At 48.8% G+C, this 25604-nt stretch carries 24 protein-coding genes; 15 read left to right on the top strand and 9 right to left on the bottom strand.

Features of this window, described 5'->3' with window-relative positions; translation table 11 throughout:
* Positions 1-81 precede the first annotated feature (81 nt).
* Positions 82-873 carry an AraC family transcriptional regulator gene (locus tag C9I92_RS08990; RefSeq protein ID WP_047884626.1) on the bottom strand — a complete coding sequence of 264 codons (792 nt, stop codon included), beginning with the start codon at positions 871-873 and terminating at the stop codon, positions 82-84.
* Positions 874-1120: 247 nt separating this feature from the next.
* Here C9I92_RS08990 and C9I92_RS08995 point away from each other — a divergent pair, with 247 nt between their 5' ends.
* Positions 1121-2104 carry a DUF4382 domain-containing protein gene (locus C9I92_RS08995; RefSeq protein ID WP_047884625.1) on the top strand — a complete coding sequence of 328 codons (984 nt, stop codon included), beginning with the start codon at positions 1121-1123 and terminating at the stop codon, positions 2102-2104.
* Between the two features lie 159 nt (positions 2105-2263).
* Here the strand turns inward: C9I92_RS08995 and C9I92_RS09000 are convergent, their stop codons facing one another.
* The 5 genes from C9I92_RS09000 to C9I92_RS09020 form a co-directional block, all read right to left on the bottom strand.
* Complete coding sequence (locus C9I92_RS09000) at positions 2264-2953, bottom strand: DUF4336 domain-containing protein (protein ID WP_047884624.1); 690 nt, start codon at positions 2951-2953, stop codon at positions 2264-2266.
* Between the two features lie 174 nt (positions 2954-3127).
* Positions 3128-3460: a hypothetical protein gene (locus C9I92_RS09005; protein ID WP_047884623.1), complete on the bottom strand. Its 333-nt coding sequence runs from the start codon at positions 3458-3460 to the stop codon at positions 3128-3130.
* 85 nt (positions 3461-3545) lie between these two features.
* Positions 3546-4004: a YbbD-related protein gene (locus C9I92_RS09010; RefSeq protein WP_157038314.1), complete on the bottom strand. Its 459-nt coding sequence runs from the start codon at positions 4002-4004 to the stop codon at positions 3546-3548.
* Positions 4005-4385: 381 nt separating this feature from the next.
* Positions 4386-4901 carry a GNAT family N-acetyltransferase gene (locus tag C9I92_RS09015; RefSeq protein ID WP_053061772.1) on the bottom strand — a complete coding sequence of 172 codons (516 nt, stop codon included), beginning with the start codon at positions 4899-4901 and terminating at the stop codon, positions 4386-4388.
* A 111-nt stretch (positions 4902-5012) separates the two neighbouring features.
* Positions 5013-5525 (bottom strand): GNAT family N-acetyltransferase, encoded by a 513-nt coding sequence (locus C9I92_RS09020; protein WP_047884621.1) that lies wholly within the window; start codon positions 5523-5525, stop codon positions 5013-5015.
* A gap of 346 nt (positions 5526-5871) precedes the next feature.
* On the opposite strand from C9I92_RS09020, the gene C9I92_RS09025 reads away from it, so the two are divergent.
* The 3 genes from C9I92_RS09025 (at position 5872) to C9I92_RS09035 (ending at position 10034) form a co-directional block, all read left to right on the top strand.
* Positions 5872-8736: a M16 family metallopeptidase gene (locus C9I92_RS09025; RefSeq protein ID WP_047884620.1), complete on the top strand. Its 2865-nt coding sequence runs from the start codon at positions 5872-5874 to the stop codon at positions 8734-8736.
* Positions 8737-8825: 89 nt separating this feature from the next.
* Positions 8826-9386, top strand: coding sequence for a 3'-5' exonuclease (locus tag C9I92_RS09030; RefSeq protein ID WP_047884619.1), 561 nt, complete (start codon positions 8826-8828; stop codon positions 9384-9386).
* A 198-nt stretch (positions 9387-9584) separates the two neighbouring features.
* A complete protein-coding gene (locus tag C9I92_RS09035; protein WP_047884618.1) occupies positions 9585-10034 on the top strand; it encodes a hypothetical protein in 450 nt (149 codons plus the stop codon).
* Positions 10035-10166: 132 nt separating this feature from the next.
* On the opposite strand, the gene C9I92_RS09040 is transcribed toward C9I92_RS09035, so the two are convergent.
* Positions 10167-10619: a hotdog fold domain-containing protein gene (locus tag C9I92_RS09040; RefSeq protein ID WP_084712514.1), complete on the bottom strand. Its 453-nt coding sequence runs from the start codon at positions 10617-10619 to the stop codon at positions 10167-10169.
* A 432-nt stretch (positions 10620-11051) separates the two neighbouring features.
* Between C9I92_RS09040 and C9I92_RS09045 the strand changes: the two genes are divergently transcribed.
* The 9 genes from C9I92_RS09045 (at position 11052) to C9I92_RS09080 (ending at position 22008) form a co-directional block, all read left to right on the top strand.
* Positions 11052-11942, top strand: a complete 891-nt coding sequence (locus C9I92_RS09045) for a DMT family transporter (RefSeq protein WP_047884617.1) — start codon at positions 11052-11054, stop codon at positions 11940-11942.
* 534 nt (positions 11943-12476) lie between these two features.
* A complete protein-coding gene (locus C9I92_RS09050) occupies positions 12477-13193 on the top strand; it encodes a GntR family transcriptional regulator (RefSeq protein ID WP_047884853.1) in 717 nt (238 codons plus the stop codon).
* Positions 13190-14062: a methylisocitrate lyase gene (gene prpB, locus C9I92_RS09055; protein ID WP_047884616.1), complete on the top strand. Its 873-nt coding sequence runs from the start codon at positions 13190-13192 to the stop codon at positions 14060-14062. Before C9I92_RS09050 ends, prpB begins: the two co-directional genes overlap by 4 nt.
* A 92-nt stretch (positions 14063-14154) precedes the next feature.
* Complete coding sequence (locus tag C9I92_RS25770) at positions 14155-14280, top strand: hypothetical protein (RefSeq protein WP_273860389.1); 126 nt, start codon at positions 14155-14157, stop codon at positions 14278-14280.
* A gap of 223 nt (positions 14281-14503) precedes the next feature.
* Positions 14504-15670 (top strand): bifunctional 2-methylcitrate synthase/citrate synthase, encoded by a 1167-nt coding sequence (gene prpC, locus C9I92_RS09060; protein ID WP_047884615.1) that lies wholly within the window; start codon positions 14504-14506, stop codon positions 15668-15670.
* A gap of 117 nt (positions 15671-15787) precedes the next feature.
* Positions 15788-18373: a Fe/S-dependent 2-methylisocitrate dehydratase AcnD gene (acnD, locus tag C9I92_RS09065; RefSeq protein WP_047884614.1), complete on the top strand. Its 2586-nt coding sequence runs from the start codon at positions 15788-15790 to the stop codon at positions 18371-18373.
* A gap of 11 nt (positions 18374-18384) precedes the next feature.
* Entirely contained in the window at positions 18385-19575 is a 1191-nt protein-coding gene (gene prpF, locus C9I92_RS09070; protein ID WP_047884613.1) for a 2-methylaconitate cis-trans isomerase PrpF, read from the top strand.
* Between the two features lie 43 nt (positions 19576-19618).
* A complete protein-coding gene (locus tag C9I92_RS09075) occupies positions 19619-21493 on the top strand; it encodes a propionyl-CoA synthetase (RefSeq protein ID WP_047884612.1) in 1875 nt (624 codons plus the stop codon).
* Between the two features lie 194 nt (positions 21494-21687).
* Complete coding sequence (locus C9I92_RS09080) at positions 21688-22008, top strand: hypothetical protein (RefSeq protein ID WP_047884611.1); 321 nt, start codon at positions 21688-21690, stop codon at positions 22006-22008.
* Between the two features lie 624 nt (positions 22009-22632).
* On the opposite strand, the gene C9I92_RS09085 is transcribed toward C9I92_RS09080, so the two are convergent.
* Positions 22633-23457, bottom strand: a complete 825-nt coding sequence (locus C9I92_RS09085; RefSeq protein ID WP_047884610.1) for a bestrophin-like domain — start codon at positions 23455-23457, stop codon at positions 22633-22635.
* A 186-nt stretch (positions 23458-23643) separates the two neighbouring features.
* Here C9I92_RS09085 and C9I92_RS09090 point away from each other — a divergent pair, with 186 nt between their 5' ends.
* A complete protein-coding gene (locus C9I92_RS09090) occupies positions 23644-24096 on the top strand; it encodes a universal stress protein (protein WP_047884609.1) in 453 nt (150 codons plus the stop codon).
* A gap of 130 nt (positions 24097-24226) precedes the next feature.
* Here C9I92_RS09090 and C9I92_RS09095 read toward each other — a convergent pair whose 3' ends face one another.
* A complete protein-coding gene (locus C9I92_RS09095) occupies positions 24227-24853 on the bottom strand; it encodes a hypothetical protein (RefSeq protein ID WP_053061771.1) in 627 nt (208 codons plus the stop codon).
* 152 nt (positions 24854-25005) lie between these two features.
* Here C9I92_RS09095 and C9I92_RS09100 point away from each other — a divergent pair, with 152 nt between their 5' ends.
* Positions 25006-25488 carry a glutathione peroxidase gene (locus tag C9I92_RS09100; RefSeq protein ID WP_047884608.1) on the top strand — a complete coding sequence of 161 codons (483 nt, stop codon included), beginning with the start codon at positions 25006-25008 and terminating at the stop codon, positions 25486-25488.
* The last annotated feature ends 116 nt before the right edge of the window (positions 25489-25604 follow it).

A 25604-nucleotide genomic window follows, 5' to 3' on the forward strand; every position in this document is an offset into this window, starting at 1 on the left:
GGCTTTGTCATTTTAGAACTTTGTCGGCTCAAAACGTAGTCAGTTAAGAACGTAGTCGGATCAGAGCAGGAACGGCCAACATTATCCTTTTGTCGGAGCGAACTTTTGCCTGTACTGCTCCGGTGTGCATTGGGCATGTTTCTTAAAAAGCGTAATGAAAGGGGAGGCCTGATGATAGCCCAGCGTCAGTGCAATTTCTTTTACAGACAACCCTTTGCGTAATAGCTGTAGCGAATAAAGAAACTTGCGCCGTTGACGCCACTCAGTAAAACTCATTCCCAATTTATCCTTGCAATGGCGAGCCAGAGTGCGTTCGGTCGTATGAAGCTCATCTGCCCAGTCTTTCAGGTTTTTATCCGTGGTCGGGTGACGTTCCAGTTCGTTCAAAATGGGTTGGAGTAATTTATCGTCACTGGTAGGTAAAAACTGCTCGTGTTCTTTCGCCTGATAAACCTGATCTAACAGCACACTCACCAAGCGCTTGTCTTGTTCTGTTTCCGGCACTCGGATACGTCGGTTGCTCAAATCGGTAATAATGGCTTCCATAATCGGGCTGACTTCCAGCAGGCAGGTATATGACGGCATGGGAGCTGACAGAGCTTCACAAATATTCATCGAGCAGTAATTCAGGCTGCGTCGCATGTAGCTTTCATGCGGAATACCCGCAGGCACCCAAACGGCATACTGAGAAGGTGAAAGAAAGCGTTTGCTCTCAGCTTTTAGTTCTAGAATGCCGCCGTTGATGATCTGCAATTGTCCCCACGGATGGCTGTGGTTCGGCGTTGATGTGTTAGGTAAAAACACCTCATGGCCGAAGAAGACTTCTCCGGGCGGGCAATGATTATCGTAAAGTGGCTGGTAAACGTTGCTCATAATGAACCAAAGATGAGAGGAAACACTGGTACGTTACTGCTCGAATATGAGGTTGGCAAGTGCATTTTATTATGCGCTTTTGGTCTTTGCGGCTGGTTGAATAAGCGGTGAGTCAGTTGCTTTCTTCAATGTGCATTTTTTGCCAGAGATATCACTTATTGTGTCATTTGTTTGTTAATTCAATCTGGCGTATTTGAAAACGGAAACAGAGAGCCTTTAGACTTTCATCATAAAAGGAGATTGATTGATGAATATCTACAAAACAGTACCTGTGTTTGCAACGGCCCTTCTGCTTTCAGCGTGTGGCAGTGATGGTGGCGATGGCGCGACCGCGGCTGGGGGTTCAACCGCTAAAGTGTCTTTTAGTGTCTCAGATGCCCCGGTTGACTCGCTATGGGATGTGACTATCGCGTTTGACCAGCTAGAACTCAAACATGAAAATGGCCAGTCCTATTTCATCGATGTTGACACGGACAGCGATGGCAACGATTACCAGCAGTTGAATCTTTTGGATTACCAGGGGACAGACTCTAAGCTGATTATTACCTCTCAAGAACTGCCGGTTGGTACTTACAAAGAGCTGATTATTCATACCAAACCAGGAAATATGAACTGGGTTGATGGTGGCGATGGCCACTATGATTTAAAAATTCCGAGTAATAAGCTTCGTCTGGGTGGGTTTGAAGTTGATGCCGAAGCTGTTCAGAGCTTCACGATTGAATTTGATCTGCGCAAATCTCTGGTGTTACGTGGCAACGAGTCAAACAACAACGGCTTTAACCTGAAACCACATGGCGTGACTATTATTGATAATCAGGCGGCGGCTTCCTTGTGGGGTAAAGTCGATGTTAACCTGTTTTCTATGGGGGAATGTCTGGCGGAGTCCGGTAACTACGTTTACCTGTACGAAGGGCATGGTCATACTGATAGCATGCTGAGCGACAATATGGATCCTAACGATGAGTATTTCGATTCAGCCCGTCCGTTGCCTGACAACGCTGTAATGCCATATGCGTCGGCCAGCGTTGATGTGGATGGTTCTTATGCCTTCGGTTATCTGCCGGGCGGTAACTACACCGTCGCATTCACTTGTAATGCCGAAGATGATGATCCGGTGAATTATGACGAAAACATCATCATTGAGAATCCGCAAGGGCAACGTAAAGAAATCACGCTGGATCCGATGAAGGAAACCGAGCTGAACTTTGTGGAATCGGACAGCCTGCTGTAACGGATGCAGGGTCACGCAGTGGATTTTGGACTCGTTTGACGGTAGCCGGTAAAACGTCGGCAGCCAATTCAAACGGCTTGAAACATGTAAAAAAGCGCCTTCGGGCGCTTTTGTGCTTTGTAGGGTAGAAGAGTAAATGCGGGCCTTAACAATAACTCGTTACACCTTTAACCAGCTGAAAGAGTGTTTTAAAAACGCGGTGGCATTATCTAGGATGATCTCGCCGTGGGCCAGGACAATACGTTTCGGCTGCCAGGCCAGAATGTGCAGCATATGAGCACGGGCTTCCTGTTTTCGACACATAAAACTGAGCCGCCAGTCGATGGGCATTTTACCGTTTGGGGCCAAAATACCCGTGCCTTTTGCCAGTATTCGCTGCCAGGCATTAAACGCGTCTGGTGAGAAGTTTTCAATGAGGTCGGTAACGATAAGGGTTTGACTGGGGGAGTGAAAAAACACGCACTCTTGCATGACAGGGGAGCCGGTAAACAGCACTTGGTGGATTTCCTGTGACCACGGGTACGTTTCCTTGGTGACCAGTTCTCCGGTGAAAGAAAGATCCTGCCGTTTTGCTATCACTTCCTGTGTGCCATAGGTGTCGGCTTGAGGAAAAGCCGTTTGCCACTCCTCCAGGAAAAGGTGATGTAAATGGTTGGGCGCAATCAGATATCGAACGTCTCCCAGCTCATTCAGAGCCTGATACAGGTCTGCGGACAGCTTGATGGGGCTGTGAATCCAGAGACTGCCGTCGTCGAGCTTCACTACTGTCATGCGAGTGGAGTAGGGAAGCGTAAAAAACGGCACTGTTCCGCCGTCTGCGATCCATATTCGTTCGTCGAGCGCTTCCATGTCTTCTCTCCTGCTACCGGATGTTACCCTTCCGGCTGTCACATCCTGTTTGTCTCACCGAGTCTGATACTGACGCGTTGCTTTCATCAGGTTTTATGCTTCCATCGGACTTTATGTTTCCATCAGACAATAATGAGCCCATCTGTACAATGCCGGTCTCATGAAAGGAAGCGGTTAGTCCAGGGCAGCTCGCAGCTGATGTGTTTCCAGCCAGAATGTTTCCTGACAACGGTTATAAAAAGTTTTGCGTTTAGGCGAAACCAGGTTTAGGTTGTCGAGCACTTCATAGGTGACCCAGCATTCATCACAGGATTGCTCCGTTAATTCTGTGCTGTTTTCAATGGTGTAGCGAATGACAACCCCGTTCTCGAAGGTGTAAACAGTCTCCTGCTCTTCGACTTCAATGTCTGCCTCTTTTTCCATTCGGGTATGAGAAACAGCGTTGGTGATCGCGAAGCGCGCGTCTGGCTGATGAATGGCAAGGATGTAACTTGATAAGTTTTCCATAAAGGGACCCTTCTATTGTCATTAATATGTGAAGCGTCAGTTTCTGGTGTCTTCTGTGGTCAGGGACAGGCACTACGCTAGGTGGTTACTTATTGTTGCTTGTATCAGTCTGTTTCAGGGTATAGCTGACGTTGCCATTGTCATAAATAGTAAACGTCCAGATATCATTATTGATAAAATACTGAAAGCTTTTACCGTTGTTGCTCGTTTGCGGTGACGCGTCAGATGCTGCTTGATCCGCGACCGGTGTTAACCGGCTGATGAATTCAGTTAAAGCCTGTTCAGGAAGATGAAAATACCCTTCCGCAGTATTCTTATCGAGCTGATTGGACGCATGTATCTCTGTCGCACTGTCAGGCAAAATGCCAGGTAACCAACCCCGTTCAAATAAGCCAGCCTGAACCGCGTCGGTGTAGTTGTCATAGTGCTCGTTAACAACGTCGCTGCAGCCAATAATAAGAGCCATGCACAACCAGCATAAAGTGCGTATTGCCACGCCCACTATTTTTCTATCGTCTCGCTGACTAAAAAGTTGTTTTCTCACCGATAACTCTTAAATTTTCAATGGTATGCCTGTCTTCACACGTAGCCTCTTCCATTGTGAGCGTCAACGCGAAACACTAGATTCAGCTAGTTGGTACCTAGTCATCAGCAAGTCGGCATCGAAATCGACTGCTAGCTCACTTCATGGCGGAGTCCTGAGCCTCTTTTCATGAATATGTCGTAAACACCGTGTTTTCGCTATACCGTTACAACTACATTTCGTTTTTCTGTCAAAAAATTGACAAATGGCATCTGACGCCGCTCGTTTGTGCTGCGGCTACCTTCATGTAGCCAGCGATTTTTAGGTTGGTCAGGACACCTATATGTCGCGTGAGATCTCCGCTTTTCCTGGCCGCTTTAATCAGTTGCTTTTTTAGTTACTTCAATCAACCGCATCAACTAAGGAAATCTGGTATTTACCCAATTTTGTTGGTGACTCATCGTATCCGGTGAAGCGGGCTCCTGCATGCAGGGCAACGGCAATGCTGGCCTTGTTTTCATCATGGCAGCGCAGCTCTACGATTTTTGCCGTTGTCTGTTGAGTCAGATACGCAATAGCCTCTTTCAAAATCTGGCGGACAATGCCTTTCCCTCTGGCTTCGATAGTCAACCAATAACCTATTTCAGCGACCTTTTTCACCGGGTGAATCCCTTTAATACCGAAAACTCCGCAAAATGTCTGACCATCATAAATAGCAAACCAAAGTGCACCCGCGGTATTCGAATGTGTTCTGGCCAGAATGTAGGCTTGAGCCTGATAGGGGGCTTTGACGGTATTTACCCAAGGCAGAAACTTGCCAAGATCTTCTCGACTGGCGTTGACCGCAGCCAGCAAGGGTTGAGCATGGCGGAGATTTAATGGCTGTAATGTCAGTGTCTGAGAAATCGAGAGTTTCATGTCGTCCTGTCAGGTATGGCGGCATCCAGCCGGTTCCCATCATTTGTGTGCTGATTTCCAGTTGACGTCCGTTACGGCGTCATCGTTGTTAGTGCCTTTGGCTGTGCATGCCTAAATGCTGGTTAGCTGGTGTGTGTCTGATGGCTCAGTGCGCCACTGTCGGAGATCAATGGTCAGTTTCATCGGTATATCCACCATGCCGTGACGATGGCGAATGCCCTCGGTGCGAGCAAAGCCCAACTTGCGATATAGCCCTTCAGCGTGCAGGGCAGAGTTCACGGTGAATTCACCGTTATGCTCAGAAGTCAGCGTTTCATGGAGTATGGCTTGCCAGAGTTGACGGGCAATACCCTGTTTACCGAAATTTTCGTGAACAAAAAGGTGATATAGGTGCGAGCGATCTCTGAGTCCCGCAGTGGCAATAAGCTGTTGATCAGGGCCGTCTATTACCAGGTATAAAAAACCGTCTTGGAGATTCTGTTGGATGGCCTGTTCAGACATGGAGGCTAAAAGGTGAGCGTGCACTTGCGGTTCACACGTTGGAAGGATGAACTTTTTAGCTAAGGATTGGAGTAACTCACTGATCCTGCTGGCATCTTCGGGTATCGCTTTTCTTATATCCATCTTTCCGTGAACCGATTGCGGATAAAGCCGCTATTGATAAATCAGACCAAAAAGCATCCACTTTTTGGCATTTTTTATTGTTACCTTACTGATTACAAAATAAAAAATAAGGTAATTGTCACTATAAAAAACCAGTCCGAAGACCTGCAATGACTAAGTTATGACACCGGCAGCATAGTTTGGCAAGCGCAATTGTTGATTGTGACCATTAATTTAATTGAAGGGGAAAAATCCATACAAAAAGTTACTCGACTTTTGGCATAAGGGTAAGATAATGCTCTTATTTGAACGGTGTTTAAAATTTTGTGGTCACAAGTTTGTCACCACCATGTCTTCAAGGAGCCTCATGAAATTTTCACCAAGGCGAGGAGCTTGCCTCCTCCTCATCGTTTCTTCACTGTTTGGCGGAATCACTCAGGCCGCTGCTGAGTCTCAATCGCCGCTTTGGTATACCCAGACTGATTTGAAGCTGGACAAAAAAGTACAAAGTTATGTGTTGTCCAATGGCATGCGTATTGTGCTGGTGCCAAACCGCAAGCCCAAGCAGTCAGTTGTGATGCGTTTATGGGTCAATGCCGGTTCATTACAGGAAAACGGGAATGTACCGGGCGTGGCTCATTTCCTTGAACATATGGCGTTCAATGGCTCAACCAATGTGCCGGAAGGTCAGATGATCGAAATGCTGGAGCGACACGGGTTGGCATTTGGTGCCGATACCAACGCAACCACTGATTTGTTTTACACCGTTTATAAATTAGAACTGCCGAAAAATGACCAAGAAAGCCTGAATACAGCGTTGTTTTTACTGCGTGAAACCGCGTCCGAACTGACCCTGAGTCCTGAAGCCATTGAACGTGAGAAGCCGGTTATTCTGGCCGAACACCGGGAAAGCAACACGGCTGGTCTGGCGAATTTGGTGGAGTGGGGACAGTATATTTATCAGGACGCGGGATTATACGATCGCCTGCCGATTGGCACGGAGGCAGGCATTCGCAGTACCACTCAGAAAAACCTGCGTGACTTTTACGCGCAAAATTATCACCCGAAAAATATGACGCTGGTTATTGCCGGTGATTTCGACGAAAAGGCCCTGCAAGCGCGTATTCGCCATTATTTTTCGGGTTGGGTGCCTGAACAGCCGTTCCAGCATAGCAGTTCACTGCAAGCCGCTATGCTGCCTGAAAACGTTGAAGCATTGGCATTTCTGGATTCGGCTGTCACACCGCGAATCGGTATCAACCTGATACAGCCGGGCACGGCTGACTCAGCACGCTCCGTTACCGATGACACCGAGCGTCGGGTCAATGAATTTGTTCGTTTTATCGGGATGAATGCACTGATGTACCGGTTGGAAACTCAAACATTGACCAGTCAGGGGCGTCTGATGGACCCGGATGTCAGCAACATGACAGAGCTGACCATGAATGATGTGTTTTCCGTCTCGGTCGGCACGCGTCCCGGCGAATGGGCCGCCGGTCTGCAATTGCTGGAGCAGACAATCCGCCAGGTGGTACAGCATGGTTTTACGCAACAGGAAATCGCCCGACAGATCACCAGCCTACAGCAGGACTTGAAAAACAACGTCAGTCAGTCAGACGATTTTTCCAGCCTGAGTTATGCGGAACAAATTGTTAACGGTTTGAATAATCGCCGGGTGATTATCAGTACTGAGGATGAACTGGCACTGTTTGAGCAGCATCAGGATCGTATCACGACGGAAGCCGTGAACCAGATGATGCGCCAGATGCTGACGGCATCACCGGCCCGTCTTCACCTTGCTGATTCCGTCGCGGGAGAAATACAGGAAGGTCAGGACCCGAGAGACGCGTTGGAAAAGGCAATGCTTGCCGCTTATGAGCACAGTCAGGCTCAGCCAGTCACCTCGTTCAGCGAAAAGCAGACCACTGAATTTGCCTACCAGTATTTCGGTAAGCCCGGTAAAGCCAAGCAGGTAAAACAGTCGGCATTCGGAGACATCGTGTCGTATCGTTTCGACAATGGTGTGGTGCTGAATGTGAAGCCAACGGATCTGGAAAAGAACGTGGTTTACCTGAATGTTCGGGTTGGCCGAGGGTGGCAGGAATTGCCACCGGAGCAAGCTGCATTGATCACCTTGTTCAATACCGGTTTTGTTACCGGGGGCTTACAGGCACATGATATGAATGAGTTAAGGGGAATGCTGACGGGTAAGTCGTTAGGCATGAACCTGAATCTCAATGAGGATGCGATTGTCGGTAGCTACCGTTCAACGCGAGAAGCGATTAGTGAGCAACTGAAACTCTACGCGGCTTTCTTTACTCACCCGGCGTATCGCCAGGAGGGGATGGATTTTGCGGAGCAGCATGTTAGTGCTTACTGGCAGGGACTGTATCAGTCCCCTGAGTCTCTGGAGATGGCGGCGATCAGCCAGCTGATGCGCCAGAATGATCCGAGAATTGGCGTGGCGACGCCGCAAGAACTTGAAGGTAAGCAACTCTCTGATCTGCAAGAGTTTGTCAGTCGTTCGCTAACTGAAGGGCCGATTGAAATCGCGCTGGTCGGTGATATTACTCCAGCCTGTGCGGTGAAGCTGGTTGGGGAAACATTTGGTGCGCTCAAGGTGAAGGCGCAGGAACCTAAACATCAGGTGAATCAAACGCTTCGTCCTTATCTGGTCGATGAGCAGCGATTGTACCATCAGGGAGAAAGCCATACTGCGCTGGCTTCGGCTTACTGGCCAATTCCGGATGCAATGGATTTCCAGCAATTGTTGGTGTTCCAGGCTCTGCAGGAAGTGGCGCAGCTAAAACTCAATAAAACCGTCCGAGAGCAGGCGGGGGCGTCTTACTCACCGTGGGTCGAACGCTTTCAGTCTGGCTCCATTAAAAACTTTGGTTACCTGGCATTGCACAGCAATACTGAGCTAAGCCGGGTTGATGATATTCTCTCTGCGTATCCGACGATTTTGCAGGACATTCGTCAGGGTAAGGTGTCGGAAGATGAGCTGACCCGTGCTCTGGGTCCATTGCTGGAGAAGTTTGCTCTGATGCAGCAGGATAATGGCTACTGGCTAAGTGTTGCCTCAACGGCTTACAGTGCGCCTGACGAAGTGGAAAATGAGAAGCTGGTGATGCCTGCACTGAAAGCATTGACGGTGAAGGATATTCAGGCGGCAGCACAGATCATTCCGCTGGAGGCAATGATGAAAGTAAAAGTTCTGCCTGAAGGATAATATCTGAGCATTAGGGGCGGTCACCTTTGGCGAAAACGCCCCTAAATGCTATCCTTCGTGCCAGTTTTTGTCTGATGTCCGGAAGTAAGATGAATTTTAACCGTATTGTCTGTTTTGACCTCGAAATGTGTTGTTGGAATGATGGCCGCGAGTCGAGAACAGGAGAGATAATAGAGATCGGTGTTGCCGAACTGGATCTGTCGAGCGGTGAGATTGTCCGGCGAGCTCAACATTTCGTTTTACCAGAACATGATGAAATTTCGCCATTCTGCACCGAGCTGACAGGTATTAAACCGGAAGTCGTTGCAAAAAATGGTAAGCCACTGGCAACAATTCTGAAGTCGGTTGAGCAGAAGTTTGGTGGCCGACATAAGATTTATGCTGCCTGGGGACGGGATGATTTGATCTTGCGTCAGGAGTGCGAGGAAAAAGGGCTAAATGTTCCATTCCATGAGTACATCAATCTGGCCACTATGTTCAGGTTACAGCGCCATGTCACCAATCGCCGTTGTGGTCAGCGCGCTGCGATGAAAATGGCCGGCCTGGAGTGGGAAGGGCGTCAGCATTCGGGTTATGACGATGCCTATAACCTGGCAAGGCTGGCAAGAACCATGTTCCTGCCCGATCAGAACCCATCAGCGAACAAATAATACCTCAACTGTGATGGTAAGGACTCACTTCTGCCAAGCAATGTGATACCTGTTTTTTGTTTGCCCATCGAGGAATTCCTACGAAACAGGCACTTGTGACAGCCAGATGACAAATTCGGAAAATTAGGTTTAACAATTGACATTATTTATCAAGTGCATAACACTTCTAACAAAATAAAAATATGCATTTGGTTGGCTATGGAATTTACCACAAACCGTATTCCGGTGAAGAATAAGGAAACCGAACCCGAATTTCCCTGTCACGACAGGTTGAATGAACAACGTTCAAAAGAAGAACTTAAACGCTGGTGGAACGTACCCTACATAGACGAACTTTATTATGAAGAAACCGGTGCCATCGGCGTGTTCGTGCTTGATGGCTCCACCTGGGATAATCCGCGTAAAATCTCTGAGCATGACTCGTTTGATGAGGCGGTATCGGCCGCTGGATTTTATGTCAAACACTCTCCGCTTTGGCGCAAGTTTGACGAGCCCTATGAGCCGACAGCCCGCATTGAACATTTGATGGATATGAGTCCGCTGATTCATGGCAAACTGAAAAAGCCGTCAAAAGAAGAACTGTTTTCTCACATGTTTTCATGGTTGCCGGAGTCTGACGCGAAAGACAAAGTCAAAATCGTCGGCTAAATAGTAGGTCTACCGACGAACCCCACTCGATTTTAATGCGTGTTATACAGATTCGCACCATGTAAAAGTCTGTTTTCTGCCGGGGTGCTAAACCCCGGGCAGTAACTCTTCCTGAAAGATACGTTTCTCGTGTTAATGTCTGACGTTCATCGTAATTTCAGCGCGAAAAACCATTTCTCCGTTTTGGTCTCTGACTTCGACTGGCACAATTTTATCACCCTCAGTCTCCCAGTTAATATGTTCGCCCTGAGCGTGAGCTGTCAGATCGCTTTTGGTTTTTTTCAGGTATTCCACCGTCATACCGACCGGAATCCAGCGGCTTTTTATCGGGACGGAAACATCCGTCATCATCCCTCCGGCTAGTTCCGCCATATTACACATCGCAATTGCATGAACCGTGTTGATGTGGTTGGTCACTCGGCGGCGTTTTTTGATTTGTACCTCTGCGAATCCGGGACGCAGCGACGTGATTTGAGGGCGAATGCTGGCAAAATAAGGGGCGACACGACAGACGATGAATGAAAACAATTGTTTCCCCATGGGGAGCCGGGAAAGTCGTTGATAAGTTTTCAGGTTTTTACGCATTGAAATATCCTTTTTCAGTGAGGTACAGCTCATGGCCGGTAGGGAGATGCGTTAATATGCACTCTGGTCAGACCAGGTTGAAAGTTAGAAGGATATAAGGGACGGGTCAATTGCGGGATGCTGAAAGTGTGATCCTGTAATCTTTGTCAAATTTCCCGTTAGAAGGCGCACTCTTTCTTTTGCGGAATGAATGTGTTCAATGGTCTGCCAGTGCTCTGTATATATTCTTTACTCCACTATAAATCAGACGGTTATGACTCTTCACAAACTCCTTTCGGTTTTTCCTAAGAGGATGTGCTGGGCACTGTTATGTGGCAATGTCCGACCATCAATTCATGATGTCTTTTTACCGATATTTATTTCTAAACTGACGTGTAACAATAAGTGTCAGTTGATGATTTCATCACACAATTCTCCATAATAAGGCAAACCATGTTTTACATTTTTCCGCTTGTTACTGTCTTTATATGGTCAGGGAATGCCATCGTAAACAAATTATCTTCCAGTGTGATTGATCCGGGAGCGATCTCTTTTTATCGCTGGTTTTTTGCCATGCTGGCGTTGACTCCGTTTGTTCTACCATCAGTATGGCGGATGCGTCATGTGATTAAACCTCATTTGAGCAAGCTGGCATTTCTGGCTTTACTGGGCATGGTGTTGAACCAGTCTCTGGGCTATTTTGCCGCATCGACAACCACAGCCACGAACATGGCGTTGATTGTTTCACTGGTACCGCTGATGAGTATGTTTCTGAGTGTACCCTTGCTCGCACAACGCTTGCTGCCAATGGCGATTGTCGGCGCCGTGCTGTCGCTGGCTGGGCTGGTGTTCATGCTAAGTCATGGTGAGATAAGTAATCTTGCAGATCAGGGAATCAGCCAGGGTGACGGATTGCTTCTGCTCGCAGCCTTTGTCTATGCGCTATACAGTGTGTTGCTAAAACGCTGGCGAATGCCGATCAATAACTGGCAATCTGTCTATGTTCAGGGATTGTTTGCGGTCATGATGCTGACGCCGATGCTGCTCAGCAGTGAGCGAATCGCCATTACGGGCGAGAGTTTGCCACTGATCATGTACGCTGCTCTACCTGCTTCGGTGCTGGCACCATGGGGGTGGTTAAAAGGGATTGAGCTGCTTGGCGCGGATCGCTGTGCAATGTTCATGAACCTGATGCCGGTCTTAACGGCGTTGATCGCAAGTGTCATGCTCAGCGAACAACTCCAGGCGTATCATTATGTCGGTGGGCTTATGGTGCTGGCCGGTGTGGCACTCGCTCAGCGTAAACCCAAACCTCTCACAACCGAATCGGTCGCTACCGCATGAGTGCGATAGCCTGAGGCTTTGTAACGTATCCTTAGATGATATCGATTCTAAGCGTATGGGACTAAACGAATGTTGGTGCACTGTATTACAGCCAGTGAAGCCGTAAAGCGGAAGACAGGAGTGACTGTCTTTCGCTTTTTTTATCCTCTATTTTTCCCTGTATTGCTATTTTCCTATCTCATTCATAGCTACTTTTCCATTTCCATTTCCATTTCCATTTTAGTCTTCCTATTTCGCCTTTTGGATACGTTCAATGTATTCATTGTTTCAGTCATCATTCGCGAACCTTTGGGCTTTGCAGTAAGGCTAAGGGCAGTTTTACTGCGCGCCGCCTACTTATCGCTTGTCATCTTATATCCTTTCTTTTGAGCGGCAATGAAACGAATCTAATCTGGTTACATTTCAACCTACTGATTAGATCACATTGTCGACAATGCAGACTAAGGTCTAGTGCCAATTGTAAACAATATGCTTGTTTGTGGTCGTAGTTTGGACTAAATTTGAGACTAAGTTAACCAATTGTTGACAATAATGATGAGCCTACTTAGTCAAAAACTACAAAGTGTCGACAACCTAGCGACTGAGAAAGAAGGCACCAAGTCTGCCAGTCTGACCGAACAGCTAATCGACTTGATCGTTAAAGGGGAGTATCCGGCTGGCTGTAAAATTTCTGAAGCCGATGTCGCAAAGCGTTTTGGCGTAAGCCGCGGTCCGCTGCGTGAGGCCATGATGCGGGTTGAAGCTCTGGGTTTGGTTGAGCGTATTCCTCATGTAGGGGCACGCGTTGTCGAACTCAGTCAGGAAAAGCTGATTGATATCTATGCAGTGCGTGAAGCGCTGGAAGGAATGGCAGCGCGGCTTGCGTGCCTGCACATTTCAGATGAAGAAATTCTGGCATTAGAGAAGCTGCTGGAAACGCACCAGCAACATATCGAAGAGGTCGATGGGGAATCCTATTTTCACCAGCAGGGAGATTTTGATTTTCACTACCGCATCATTAAGGCAAGTCGAAACAGTAAGCTCATCAGCCTGCTGTGTGGTGAATTGTACCATTTGCTACGAATGTATCGCTATCAGTCACAACGTTCACATTCCCGCCCGCAACAAGCACTTCAAGAGCATTTCCATTTGCTCAACGCCCTGAAAGAGCGGGACGGAGAGTTGGCTGAATTACTTATGCGGCGCCACATTATGCGCAGCCGCCAATTGATTGAACAAAAACTCACTCAGGATAAGGAGAAAGTCTCATGAGCCCAGGGAAACGCTTTCGCGAGGCCGTTGCCAAAAATCATCCGCTACAGATCGTCGGAACGATCAACCCATATTGCGCCATGATGGCTGAGCAGGTTGGCCATCAGGCCATTTACCTGTCTGGTGGCGGTATCGCTAATGCTTCGTATGGGTTACCGGATCTGGGTATCACGACCTTGAATGACGTCATCGAAGATGTACGCCGCATTACAGCCGCTTCGTCACTACCATTGCTGGTTGATATTGATACTGGTTTCGGTGGGGCTTTCAACATTGCCCGTACCATTAAAGAGATGGAACGCAGTGGTGCAGCAGCGGTACACATGGAAGATCAGGTGGCACAAAAGCGTTGTGGACACCGTCCAAACAAAGCCATTGTCAGTCAGCAGGAAATGGTGGATCGCATTAAAGCCGCTGTGGATGCGCGAATTGATGAGAACTTCGTCATTATGGCTCGTACCGATGCGCTGGCTGTTGAAGGCATGGATGCAGCAATCGAACGTGCCATCGCCTGTGTTGAAGCCGGGGCTGACATGATTTTTCCAGAGGCGATCAACACCCTGGAGCAATATAAGCAATTCTCGGAAGCCGTGAAGGTGCCAATTCTCGCCAACATTACGGAGTTCGGCAAAACACCGTTATTCAGTGGTGAAGAGCTGGCTGAATGCGGTGTTGATATGGTGTTGTACCCATTGTCGGCGTTCCGCGCGATGAACAAAGCCGCATTGAATGTGTATGAGCATCTGCTCAAAGATGGCCATCAGCGTAATGTTGTGGATCAAATGCAGACTCGTGAAGATCTGTATCACTATTTGGGCTACCACGATTACGAGCAAAAACTGGATCAGCTGTTTAAACAAGAAAAATAACCCAGTGCATCTTGCACATTTTAACTGTCATACCGGCGGCAATGAGGCGGGCGGATTCTGAATAAACCATCGCCTCATTGGTGAGCGAACTGGTGAACGAACTGGTGAACGAACTGGTGTACGAACCGGAATACGAACTGATGGACAAAAAATCGTCGAACAAGATACCGGGCATTAAACAGCAGAGCAGTAAACAGACCAGCAAAAACAGGCGTTAACTAAGAAACGACACAGAATAGTAGAAACGCAGAACGAACACCGAAACGCAAAAGTATTTCCCCTAAGCAGAGGTCTTTCCGCTGAAGCAAAGGGCAGCCCAGGAAAATTATTACTATAAAGATAACGGGTTGGAGATGGTCGGCAGGACTCGTCCTGCAGGTGCCAGAAGTTGTTCCAATCTGAATCATTCAATAACGTGAAACTCAAAATAAGGAGTCTGCTATGACTGCGATAGCCGTAGCTGATGTTAAGAAGGATCAGAAGAACAAAACCCTAAGCGGCGCTGGACTGCGCGGACAAAGCGCCGGCAGCACCGCGTTGTGTACAGTAGGTAAAACCGGTACCGGCCTAACGTACCGTGGTTATGATATTACTGACTTGGCGAACCACGCTGAGTTTGAAGAAGTGGCTTACCTGCTGCTGAAAGGCAAATTGCCGACCCAAGCTGAACTTGATGGCTATAAAGCAACACTGAAACAGGCACGTGGATTGCCACAGGCGCTGCGTCTGGTACTGGAAGCCATTCCGGCGGATGCACATCCGATGGATGTGATGCGTACCGGTTGTTCAATGCTGGGTAATCTGGACCAAGAGCGTGATTTCTCACAACAGGCCGAGAAAACCGATACCTTGCTGGCCATGCTGCCCGCGATTATCTGTTACTGGTATCGCTATTCTCACGATGGTGTATGTATTGATACCGCCAGCAGTGAAGAGGACAGCATTGGCGGCTATTTCCTGGAAATGCTGACCGATAAAGCACCGTCTGAACTGCATAAGAAAGTGATGCACTGCTCGCTGATTCTTTACGCAGAACATGAATTCAATGCCTCAACCTTTACTGCTCGCGTGTGTGCGTCGACCCTGTCTGATCTGCATTCTTGTGTTACCGCGGCTATCGGTAGCTTGCGTGGTCCGCTGCACGGCGGGGCAAACGAAGCCGCGATGGAAATGATCGAGCAATGGCAGTCTCCGGACGAAGCGGAAGCCGGCATCATGAAAATGCTGGAGAACAAAGAGAAGATCATGGGGTTTGGTCACGCCATCTACCGTGAGTCTGATCCACGTAATGCCCTGATCAAAGCCTGGTCGAAGAAGCTGTCTGAAGATGTTGGTGATACTCATCTGTATGCGGTGTCAGAACGTGTCGAAGCGGTGATGAAACGGGAAAAAGATCTGTTCTGTAATGCCGATTTCTTCCATGCCTCGGCATATCACTTTATGGACATCCCGACCAAGCTGTTTACGCCAATTTTTGTGATGAGTCGCGTAACAGGCTGGGCTGCACACGTATTTGAGCAGCGTGCGAATAACCGAATCATTCGTCCGAGTGCGGATTACACCGGTCCTGAGCATCAGGAATGGGTGCCGATCGAACAGCGCGATTAAGCGTTAATAACAGCAGACTCCGAACCAAAGGAGTCCCTCCTTTCACTCCCCCTGTTTATGGGGGGAGATTTAATTGCCGAATAGGGTCTGTGAGCGGAAGTTTCACGGAGGGAAGCAATGAGCATAAACACACTATACCGCAAGCCTCTGGCTGGAAGCGGACTTGATTATTTTGATACCCAAAAAGCCGTTAATGATATTTCACCTGGTGCGTATGAAACGCTCCCTTACACCTCTCGTGTACTCGCAGAGCAGTTGGTCAGACGCTGTGACCCAGACGCATTAACTGATTGTTTACGACAGATTATCGAACGCAAGCGGGATCTGGACTTTCCGTGGTACCCGGCGCGTGTTGTGTGTCACGACATTCTGGGCCAAACCGCGCTGGTCGATTTGGCCGGTTTGCGGGATGCTATCGCAGATCAAGGCGGTGACCCGGCCAAAGTGAACCCAGTGGTGGAAACTCAACTGATTGTTGACCATTCATTGGCGGTGGAACACGGCGGCTTTGACCCGGACGCCTTTGATAAAAACCGAGCCATTGAAGAACGTCGTAACGAAGACCGGTTTCACTTTATTAACTGGTGCAAAACTGCTTTTGAGAACGTGAGCGTGATTCCCGCAGGGAATGGCATCATGCACCAGATTAACCTGGAAAAAATGTCGCCTGTGGTTCAGGCCAAAGACGGTATTGCTTACCCTGATACTTGTGTCGGTACCGACAGCCACACGCCGCATGTTGATGCTCTGGGCGTTATCGCTATTGGCGTGGGTGGGCTGGAAGCGGAAACAGTCATGTTGGGACGGCCGTCGATGATGCGCCTGCCGGATATTGTCGGGGTGAAACTCACCGGCCAACGCCAACCGGGCATTACCGCTACCGATATTGTGCTGGCATTGACTGAGTTCCTGCGCAACGAGCGCGTGGTGTCGTCCTATCTGGAATTCTTTGGCGAAGGGACCAAAGATCTGACGATTGGCGACCGCGCCACTATCTCTAACATGACGCCGGAATACGGCGCGACGGCGGGGATGTTCTACATCGATGAGCAGACTATCAACTATCTGAAGTTGACTGGCCGTGATGATGCTCAGGTTAAGTTGGTTGAACAATATGCCAAACAGACCGGCTTGTGGGCAGATGCTCTGGATAATGCGGTGTACGAGCGAGTACTGGAGTTTGATATCTCCCAAGTGTCGCGCAATATGGCGGGCCCTTCGAATCCGCATCGTCGCTTACCAACGTCAGAATTGGCTTCTCGTGGTATCTCTGGCAAGTGGGAAGAGAAAGCGGGCGAACTGCCGGATGGCGCGGTAATCATTGCTGCTATCACCTCTTGTACTAATACCAGTAACCCTCGCAACGTGGTGGCTGCCGGCTTGTTTGCCAAGAAAGCCAATGAATTGGGCCTGGTTCGCAAACCTTGGGTGAAATCGTCGTTTGCTCCGGGATCCAAAGTCGCCAGATTGTATCTGGAAGAGGCCGGTTTGTTGCCTGAACTGGAAAAGCTGGGCTTCGGCATTGTGGGTTACGCCTGTACTACCTGTAACGGGATGAGTGGGGCGCTTGATCCTGCTATCCAGCAAGAAATCATCGACCGTGATCTCTACACAACCGCTGTACTGTCCGGCAACCGTAACTTCGATGGTCGTATTCACCCATACGCCAAACAGGCTTTCCTGGCGTCACCGCCGCTGGTGGTTGCCTATGCCATTGCAGGAACCATCCGCTTTGATATTGAACGTGACGTACTGGGCACGGACAGTCAGGGCAATCCGGTTTACCTCAATGATTTGTGGCCAAGTGACGAAGAAATTGATGCGGTTGTCGGCAAGTATGTGAAGCCGGAGCAGTTCAATCAGGTTTACATTCAAATGTTCAAACTGAATGACGAAGCCCGAAACAGCAATCCGCTTTACGACTGGCGTCCGATGAGTACTTACATTCGCCGTCCTCCTTATTGGGAAGGGGCGTTAGCCGGTGAGCGAACGCTATCGGGAATGCGCCCGTTGGCAATCCTTGGCGACAACATAACTACTGACCATTTATCGCCATCTAATGCGATTCTGGCCTCCAGTGCTGCCGGGGAGTATCTGGCGAAGATGGGCGTACCGGAAGAGGATTTCAACTCTTACGCGACTCACCGCGGTGACCACCTGACTGCGCAACGCGCGACTCTCGCGAACCCGAAACTGTTCAATGAGATGGTGAAAGAGAATGGCGACGTGGTGCAGGGCTCTCTGGCACGAGTCGAGCCAGAAGGTAAGGTCACTCGTATGTGGGAAGCCATTGAGACCTATATGGATCGCAAACAGCCGCTGATTGTGGTGGCCGGGGCCGATTATGGGCAGGGTTCTTCCCGCGACTGGGCTGCCAAAGGCGTCCGGCTGGCAGGGGTTGAAGCCATTGTGGCGGAAGGCTTCGAGCGTATCCACCGTACCAATCTGGTAGGGATGGGCGTATTGCCGTTGCAGTTCAAAAATGGCGTGAATCGCAATACTTTAGGGCTGGATGGGACTGAGCTGTACGACGTCGTCGGTGAAATCAAACCGGGGGCCGAGTTAGCTCTGGTGATTACCCGCGCCAATGGTGAAAAAGTCGATGTACCGGTGACATGTCGTCTAGATACCGCAGATGAAGTGCATGTGTACGCCGCAGGCGGTGTCCTGCAGCGATTTGCGCAAGACTTTCTGGCTCAGTAAGGGGAGGAACCATGACAGGGATAATGTCTCAGTCGCAGATGAAAGTGCCGGCCACGTATATGCGTGGCGGCACCAGTAAAGGCGTATTTTTTAATCTGGCTGATTTGCCACCTCAGGCTCAGATTCCCGGTAAAGATAGGGACAACCTGCTGTTGCGGGTCATTGGCAGTCCGGATCCTTATGGCAAGCAGATCGACGGGATGGGGGGAGCCACATCGAGCACCAGCAAAACGGTGATCGTCTCTAAAAGCCAGAAAGCCGATCATGATGTCGACTACCTGTTTGGTCAGGTGTCGATTGATAAGCCGTTTGTGGATTGGAGTGGAAATTGTGGCAACCTCTCTGCGGCTGTGGGGCCCTTTGCAATTCATGCCGGTCTGATACCCCAGGAACGGTTGCCGGAAAATGGCGTTGTTACCGTCCGGGTCTGGCAGGTCAATATCGGGAAAACCATTCTTATTCATGTTCCTATCGTAAATGGCTTTGTACAGGAAACCGGTGAATTTGAGCTGGATGGCGTGACGTTTTCGGCCGCGGAGATTCAGGTGGATTTCATGGATCCCGCTGATGGCGAAGGCGCTATGTTTCCGACCGGTAACCTGATTGATGATCTTGACGTACCGGGTGTTGGCACCTTCAATGCCACTTTGATCAATGCCGGTATCCCGACCATTTTTGTTGAGGCTGAAGCCATTGGCTTTACCGGTACTGAGCGTCAGGATGATATTAATAATGATGAAAACGTCCTGGCCATGTTCGAAAAGATCCGTGCTTATGGCGCCCTGAAAATGGGGCTGATTCAACATCTGGAAGAGGCAGAAACGCGTCAGCACACACCGAAAGTCGCCTTTGTTTCCAAACCTAAAACTTATCAGTCTTCCAGTGGCAAAATCATTGCTGAGAACGAAGTGGATCTGCTGGTTCGTGCGCTGTCAATGGGTAAGCTGCACCATGCCATGATGGGGACGGCTGCGGTGGCAATCGCCTCTGCTGCTTGTGTGCCGGGGACACTGGTCAATCTGGCGGCCGGAGGCGGCGCAAAAGAGTCAGTGACGTTCGGCCATCCTTCAGGGACGTTAAAAGTCGGAGCCCAGGCTAAACAGACCGGACAGGACTGGGTGATAGAGAAAGCAATCATGAGCCGCAGTGCTCGTATCTTGATGGAGGGCTTTGTCCGTGTTCCCTCCACTGTCTTTGCGTAGCGCTTTTAAATAAGCAATGTCAGGACATACTGGAGGAAGCAATATGTCTTCATATCAGGAAGCATTTACCACTTCGGTGGAACAACCGGAGCTTTTCTGGAAACAACAAGCCGAAAAACTCGCTTGGTACCAATTTCCGCACACCATTCTGAGTAAAGATGAACACGGTATTGATCGTTGGTTTGCTGATGGAGAACTCAATACCTGTTATCTGGCGTTGGATCATCATGTTGAGCAGGGGCGAGGTGATCAGACCGCGTTGATCTATGACTCGCCGGTTACGGGTCAGAAAGCCCGCTATACCTATCAGGTGTTACGTGATCAAGTCGCGAAAACCGCTGGCATGTTGGCATCGCTGGGTGTTGTAAAAGGGGACCGGGTGGTGATTTACATGCCAATGATCCCTGAAGCGGCGATGGCGATGTTAGCCTGTGCGCGTTTAGGGGCTATTCACTCGGTGGTGTTTGGTGGCTTTGCACCCAACGAACTGGCCGTTCGCATTGAAGATGCGGAGCCCAAAGTGGTACTGACGGCCAGTTGCGGCGTCGAAGTCAATAAAGTCATCCCCTACAAGCCGATGGTGGATCAGGCTGTAATGGACAGCCGCTGGAAACCCGATTATGTGGTGGTTTATCAGCGCAAGCAATGTCTGGCTGATTTGCACCATGAGCGGGATAGAGACTGGAGTTCAATGCTGAAATCGGCTCAACCTCATGAGTGCGTGCCGGTTCAAGCAACGGATCCACTGTATATTTTGTACACGTCGGGTACAACCGGAAAGCCCAAAGGGGTGGTACGAGATAACGGTGGTCATGCCGTAGCAATGCGCTACAGTATGGAAGCCATTTATGACGTCAGCCCGGGAGATGTGTATTGGGCGGCATCAGATGTGGGTTGGGTGGTCGGACATTCTTACATCGTATATGCACCTTTAATCCATGGCTGTACGACGATCATGTACGAAGGCAAACCTGTAAGAACGCCGGATCCGGGCGCTTTTTGGCGAGTGTGTGATGAGTACAAGGTGAAAATTCTGTTCTCTGCCCCGACCGCGTTTCGTGCCATCAAAAAAGAGGATCCTCAGGGGAGCCATCTGAAGGATTATCCGATGGCATCGCTGAAAACGATCTTCATGGCCGGAGAGCGACTGGATCCGCCCACTCTGGAATGGGTGAAAGAGAAAACCGGTCGCCCGGTGGTGGATCACTGGTGGCAGACTGAAACCGGTTGGGCGATTGCCGGTAATCCACTTGGCATCGAAACCTTTAAGGTGAAACCCGGCTCATCAACAAAACCGATTCCCGGCTATCAGGTTGAAGTGCTCAACGAAGTGGGATTACCCCTTGGGGCGAATCAACAAGGGTATATAGCCATTAAACGGCCTTTACCTCCTGGCTGTCTGCCTACTGTGTGGCGTAACCACGATCGGTTTGAAACCGGCTATCTGAGCCAGTTCCCGGGTTATTACGTTTCAGGGGACGGGGGATATCTGGATGAAGACGGTTATCTGTTTGTCATGGGGCGTATCGACGACGTCATTAATGTGGCTGGGCATCGTTTATCGACGGGTGAAATGGAAGAAGTGGTCGGTGCCCATGAAGCCGTTGCGGAATGTGCTGTGATCGGTATTCATGATGAACTGAAAGGGCAGTTGCCACTCGGGCTGGTTGTTCTTAAAGATGGCTACTTCTCCGAAAACGGGGAGATTGAAGCCCAGCTGCTGCAAAAAGTGCGTCAGGAAATCGGTGCTGTGGCCTGTTTTAACAAGGCACTGATCGTAGATCGATTACCGAAAACCCGATCAGGTAAGATCTTGCGCCGTGTGATCCGTCAGATTGCGGATGGCGAACAATACGTAGTGCCATCCACTATTGATGATCCATCCAGTCTGCAGGAAATCGAACGTGTGCTGCGTTAAGTTCGGGTACTGAGGCTAAGTATCACGTTTAAGTACGACGGATTGGGTGAACTGTGACGCGGACGACCTACAAACTGAAAATAAAAATTAACATTAAAGGAGGCTTAGCCTCCTTTTTTTTATTTTGTGATCTTGCTCAAAACCAGGACATGCACTATCAATGAAAGCGCGTAGAGGCAAAAAAGGAGGATGCCATGCGATTGAATGTATTGGTGGTCACGCTGGCGGTACTGGCGCTGGTGTTCGATAAATTCAACCTGATAGGAAATGATACGCATGCCTACGTGAATGCGCCGGTTTGGTCGTCAGAGAGAGCAGGTGTAACCGTCGTGTCTGATTCAATCTCACAGGGAGCAGAGGCTAATATTACGCAAAGAAACGAGACTGATAAGCCTGTCTTAGTCGCCACCTTGCCGGGAGAAACAAATAGTAGCGACTTATTCGAGCAGCGGATGTTTCCAAACATGAACAGGGTTGTGCTGGGCGGCGTTGTGATTGAAAACGAATCACCCTAATGTCAGGGCGAAGTTGTGGGGTGTTCCGCGAAGGTGCGTGTTCAAACAATTGTTTTGACGTTTCGTCACTGAGTGGCGCTTGAGTGGCGCTTGAGTGGCGCTTGAGTGGCGCAGGGGGTCTTTGGATGACACGTATGTCTTTCTTTAGACGATAATTCATGTTACTCAACAGTGAACCCACATAAAACGTAAAAGCCGCATCATGCGGCTTTATTATACGTTTTAAGGAAAGCAACCTTTGTCCGAAGCAGTACTGTACGGCTTTCTGCTTTGAGCTTATACCTAACCTGTTTAGTGTCTTTACTCATTGTAACGACCCTGTACTCCATTCTTATTGTTCTTGATGGATAATTGTATGACTATTTAGTGTGATTCTACTCCCAGAATTCACCTTTTTAATATATCGTATTGACAAAAGAGTTCATACGAGTGACCGGAATTTTTTTATAAAACCAATCTCTTATGTGAAATGTGTCACAAAGGGAATATTGGCTCCCTGACAAATTGAGAAATTATTAATCAATCGCCGGGCGCGAAGAGCCTCTGTGAGAACCTCTGTTTAGGACTGGTGTTTTTAAACGCTACTTCGAGCCGCTACTTCAGATCATGATTTCGGTATTAGTGCTAGTCAGGTCTTGTCGGGAGTGGATCGAGCTCGACGGGAGTAATCAGGCTGCTCAGACTGTTTTCCAAATCGATCAATGGCTGCTGGCTAATCACGATAATGCTGCGATTAGGTCGATCCAGCTCCACGATCAACGTCAGTACCAGGGAAAAGGCTAAAGCAAACGGGATGGCGGCAACCATTGCCCGGCCTCTGTGTTGAGCACCAACCTGAATCCCATTCAGTGAAATAGTCAGGAATGTCAGTAATCCTAACGTGAACCAGATACTGGCGGGTATACGCCCTCGCATCCCTTTGTTAACACGCTCTGAGTGAATATCTATCATGTCATTGAGTGAGTTGATGTAGAGCAGCAGCAGTTCGGGTGCCGTCGTTTTATGCGCCGCGACGGCTTGTTGCCATAACGCGACTTGCAGCTGTTCGCTGCGTTGAATTGCCTTTGGCACGTAGGCCTGGCCTTCTTTTGTATTTTTGACGATACGCAATGAAACGTATTCACGTAATAATTCGCGGCTGCGAGTGCGGTAAGGTTCAGCAAGGAGCGATGTGCGCAGAACGGTAGTACCTATGGTATTCGCTTCCGTCAAAATGATTTGTTTGCGGTCGGCAGATTTGCCTGCCGCCATACTGAATGTAATAGCCAATATAAAAGCTAGCAGGCTGGCTAACCCTGTTGCCATAGGGCCAATCGACTCATGAAAAGTCTTGTCGGAGAGTTTCCCCGCTACGCGATAGCCGATTTCAAAGATCAGACAGATCACAAAAAAGATCAGGAGCAGAACGAGGAATATAGACAACGAGTCAAGTCGGGAAGACAGAGACATATACCCTCCGGGGACATTATTTTCTATAAGTATGGAACTGAATTCTATTGTTTGATCGACCTTTTCAAGACTATCTGCTGCAACGGAAATCATCGTAAAAATCCGCCATTGATTTCGAACTCATCTATATTGATTAGACATAAATTGATTCCCATAAACAGCCTGATGACCTGACGAGGAGTAAACATGAAATACAAACACGTCATGTTAGCGGTCAATTTTGATCGGAATGCCGAATACCTGGTGACCAAGGCGGCGGAGCAGGCCAAAATCAATCATGCATTGTTCAGTGTGATTCATGTAGATCCGGATTTTTCAGAACTGTATGAGGGGGTTCGAGAGTTTGAGCCGGAAGACTTTGATGAAGAAAATCAAAGTCCGTCGATAAAAACCATGCTGAGTTTACTGCAAGGTGCCAATTATCCGATCTACAAGCATGTGTTCTATGCCGGTTATGTGGAAGACCAGATCATCAGGGCCATCAACGAGTTTGATGTGGATCTACTGATTATTGGTCACCACGAATCCAGCGTTTTTCGTCAACTGGCTTTATCAGCCAGTGAACCGCTACTGAGAAAAATGCCCTGTGACATCTTGTTTATGCGAGTTGAACGTGATCCTAAACCGCGTGAGTCGTGAAGAGTTACAAGCCTCTTTAGTTATCGCGTCATGGCATATTGCTGGTTGTCATCGAACTGCGTTCAAACATCGCCAAGCATAGTGAGGCGTGCCACTACCTAAACCGTGTCCTGCTCGGGCATGCTACTTCTTAAAACAGCCGCTTGATAAAACGCGTTAACGTATCGAGTAGGGATGCGTTGTGCTTATCGTCATGAATTTTCTCGGCAGATTGAGACTTTCTCGCTTCAAGGCCCACATAATAGGCTTTCATGAGCTGCTGACGGAGAGCATGCTGCTCGGGAGTTAGCCCTGTTGACTGTGAGTCGGCATCGGTTTCGTTGCTGGTGATTTCGGTATGGGATTTTTGGTTGCAGACGGCTAGTCCTGAAACTGTTGATGCTTGCTCGTTCGCGTAGCTGAAATCAATGCCATGGTAACCCTGAGCTAATAACCATAATTTAGTGATCACAATCAGCCCCAACTCATCATTACTTTTAAATTTCTCAGCATGTTGACTCCCAACGTGGGCAGAAAAAAGCGACTTCATTTCAGCAGTTTTGGTTTGCGTTGAGATAAAGACTTCCAGCCATTGCTGGTAAGATTGGGTCAGTAAACCCAGCGCAATGTCTTCCTGCGGTTTTTGTCTCTGTGTACACGCTTGAGAGAAGAATGCCGATCGTTGGTTAATGAACTGCTGGGCAAAGTCTCTTTCTTCTTCTGACAGTGGAAGTTGAGGCAGACCGAACAGGTTAAGCGTTGAATGTAGTGATGTCATGGTAACTGGTGTCTTAAAGAGTTTTTGAGAGTGTACGTGAATTAGAAGCAGGTTTCTAAAAGAATGGCTTACACTAATGGCAGGTCAGAGTCTGGTGTAAAATGAGTGCTTAGGGAACGACGCCGGACAGAACAGAGTAAATGGAGAAAGACATGGCTGCTTTTTACGAATTGTCTGCCAGGAAAATTAATGGCGAAGATGTATCAATGGCTGATTTTGCCGGTAAGGTGGTCTTGGTGGTGAATACCGCCAGTGATTGTGGTTTTACCCCGCAGTACAAAGGGTTGCAGGAACTGTACGAAAAATATCACGATCAAGGATTGGTCATTCTGGGCTTTCCCTGCAATCAGTTTGGTGGTCAGGAACCGGGCGAGAATGCGGAAATAGCCGAAAGTTGTCAGCTAAACTTTGGGGTGTCATTCCCGATGTTTGAAAAAGTGGACGTCAAAGGGCCGGAAAGCCATGACGTATTTCGTTTTCTTACCAGAGCGTTGCCCGGATTATTAGGTAACCAGGTGAAGTGGAATTTCACGAAATTTCTGATTGGCCGGGACGGAAAGCCGATAAAACGGTTTGCGCCGACAAAAAAACCGCAAGTGTTGGAACGAGACATTATTCGGGCCTTGAGAGCCTGACATACATCAGAAAAAGACAAACCCTGAATAAGAGAGGAGCCCCTTGAACGATTGACCCGGTGGATCTCAGCAGCACTTCCGGCCTTTTACTTCATTGTTAAGGTAAGGCTCAGGTA

This window comes from Photobacterium ganghwense (assembly GCF_003025595.1).
GTDB lineage: Bacteria > Pseudomonadota > Gammaproteobacteria > Enterobacterales > Vibrionaceae > Photobacterium > Photobacterium ganghwense.

What these genes read in the sequence shown, in the direction of transcription:
- C9I92_RS09075 (WP_047884612.1), top strand. Translation starts at nt 19,619, where the DNA reads ATGTCTTCATATCAGGAAGCATTTACCACTTCGGTGGAACAACCGGAG.
- C9I92_RS09040 (WP_084712514.1), bottom strand. Translation starts at nt 10,619, where the DNA reads ATGCGTAAAAACCTGAAAACTTATCAACGACTTTCCCGGCTCCCCATG.
- C9I92_RS09030 (WP_047884619.1), top strand. Translation starts at nt 8,826, where the DNA reads ATGAATTTTAACCGTATTGTCTGTTTTGACCTCGAAATGTGTTGTTGG.
- acnD (WP_047884614.1), top strand. Translation starts at nt 15,788, where the DNA reads ATGAGCATAAACACACTATACCGCAAGCCTCTGGCTGGAAGCGGACTT.
- C9I92_RS09050 (WP_047884853.1), top strand. Translation starts at nt 12,477, where the DNA reads ATGAGCCTACTTAGTCAAAAACTACAAAGTGTCGACAACCTAGCGACT.
- C9I92_RS09015 (WP_053061772.1), bottom strand. Translation starts at nt 4,901, where the DNA reads ATGAAACTCTCGATTTCTCAGACACTGACATTACAGCCATTAAATCTC.
- C9I92_RS08990 (WP_047884626.1), bottom strand. Translation starts at nt 873, where the DNA reads ATGAGCAACGTTTACCAGCCACTTTACGATAATCATTGCCCGCCCGGA.
- C9I92_RS08995 (WP_047884625.1), top strand. Translation starts at nt 1,121, where the DNA reads ATGAATATCTACAAAACAGTACCTGTGTTTGCAACGGCCCTTCTGCTT.
- C9I92_RS09085 (WP_047884610.1), bottom strand. Translation starts at nt 23,457, where the DNA reads ATGTCTCTGTCTTCCCGACTTGACTCGTTGTCTATATTCCTCGTTCTG.
- C9I92_RS09045 (WP_047884617.1), top strand. Translation starts at nt 11,052, where the DNA reads ATGTTTTACATTTTTCCGCTTGTTACTGTCTTTATATGGTCAGGGAAT.
- prpC (WP_047884615.1), top strand. Translation starts at nt 14,504, where the DNA reads ATGACTGCGATAGCCGTAGCTGATGTTAAGAAGGATCAGAAGAACAAA.
- C9I92_RS09035 (WP_047884618.1), top strand. Translation starts at nt 9,585, where the DNA reads ATGGAATTTACCACAAACCGTATTCCGGTGAAGAATAAGGAAACCGAA.
- C9I92_RS09090 (WP_047884609.1), top strand. Translation starts at nt 23,644, where the DNA reads ATGAAATACAAACACGTCATGTTAGCGGTCAATTTTGATCGGAATGCC.
- C9I92_RS09025 (WP_047884620.1), top strand. Translation starts at nt 5,872, where the DNA reads ATGAAATTTTCACCAAGGCGAGGAGCTTGCCTCCTCCTCATCGTTTCT.
- prpF (WP_047884613.1), top strand. Translation starts at nt 18,385, where the DNA reads ATGACAGGGATAATGTCTCAGTCGCAGATGAAAGTGCCGGCCACGTAT.
- prpB (WP_047884616.1), top strand. Translation starts at nt 13,190, where the DNA reads ATGAGCCCAGGGAAACGCTTTCGCGAGGCCGTTGCCAAAAATCATCCG.
- C9I92_RS09100 (WP_047884608.1), top strand. Translation starts at nt 25,006, where the DNA reads ATGGCTGCTTTTTACGAATTGTCTGCCAGGAAAATTAATGGCGAAGAT.
- C9I92_RS09020 (WP_047884621.1), bottom strand. Translation starts at nt 5,525, where the DNA reads ATGGATATAAGAAAAGCGATACCCGAAGATGCCAGCAGGATCAGTGAG.
- C9I92_RS09000 (WP_047884624.1), bottom strand. Translation starts at nt 2,953, where the DNA reads ATGGAAGCGCTCGACGAACGAATATGGATCGCAGACGGCGGAACAGTG.
- C9I92_RS09005 (WP_047884623.1), bottom strand. Translation starts at nt 3,460, where the DNA reads ATGGAAAACTTATCAAGTTACATCCTTGCCATTCATCAGCCAGACGCG.
- C9I92_RS09080 (WP_047884611.1), top strand. Translation starts at nt 21,688, where the DNA reads ATGCGATTGAATGTATTGGTGGTCACGCTGGCGGTACTGGCGCTGGTG.
- C9I92_RS09095 (WP_053061771.1), bottom strand. Translation starts at nt 24,853, where the DNA reads ATGACATCACTACATTCAACGCTTAACCTGTTCGGTCTGCCTCAACTT.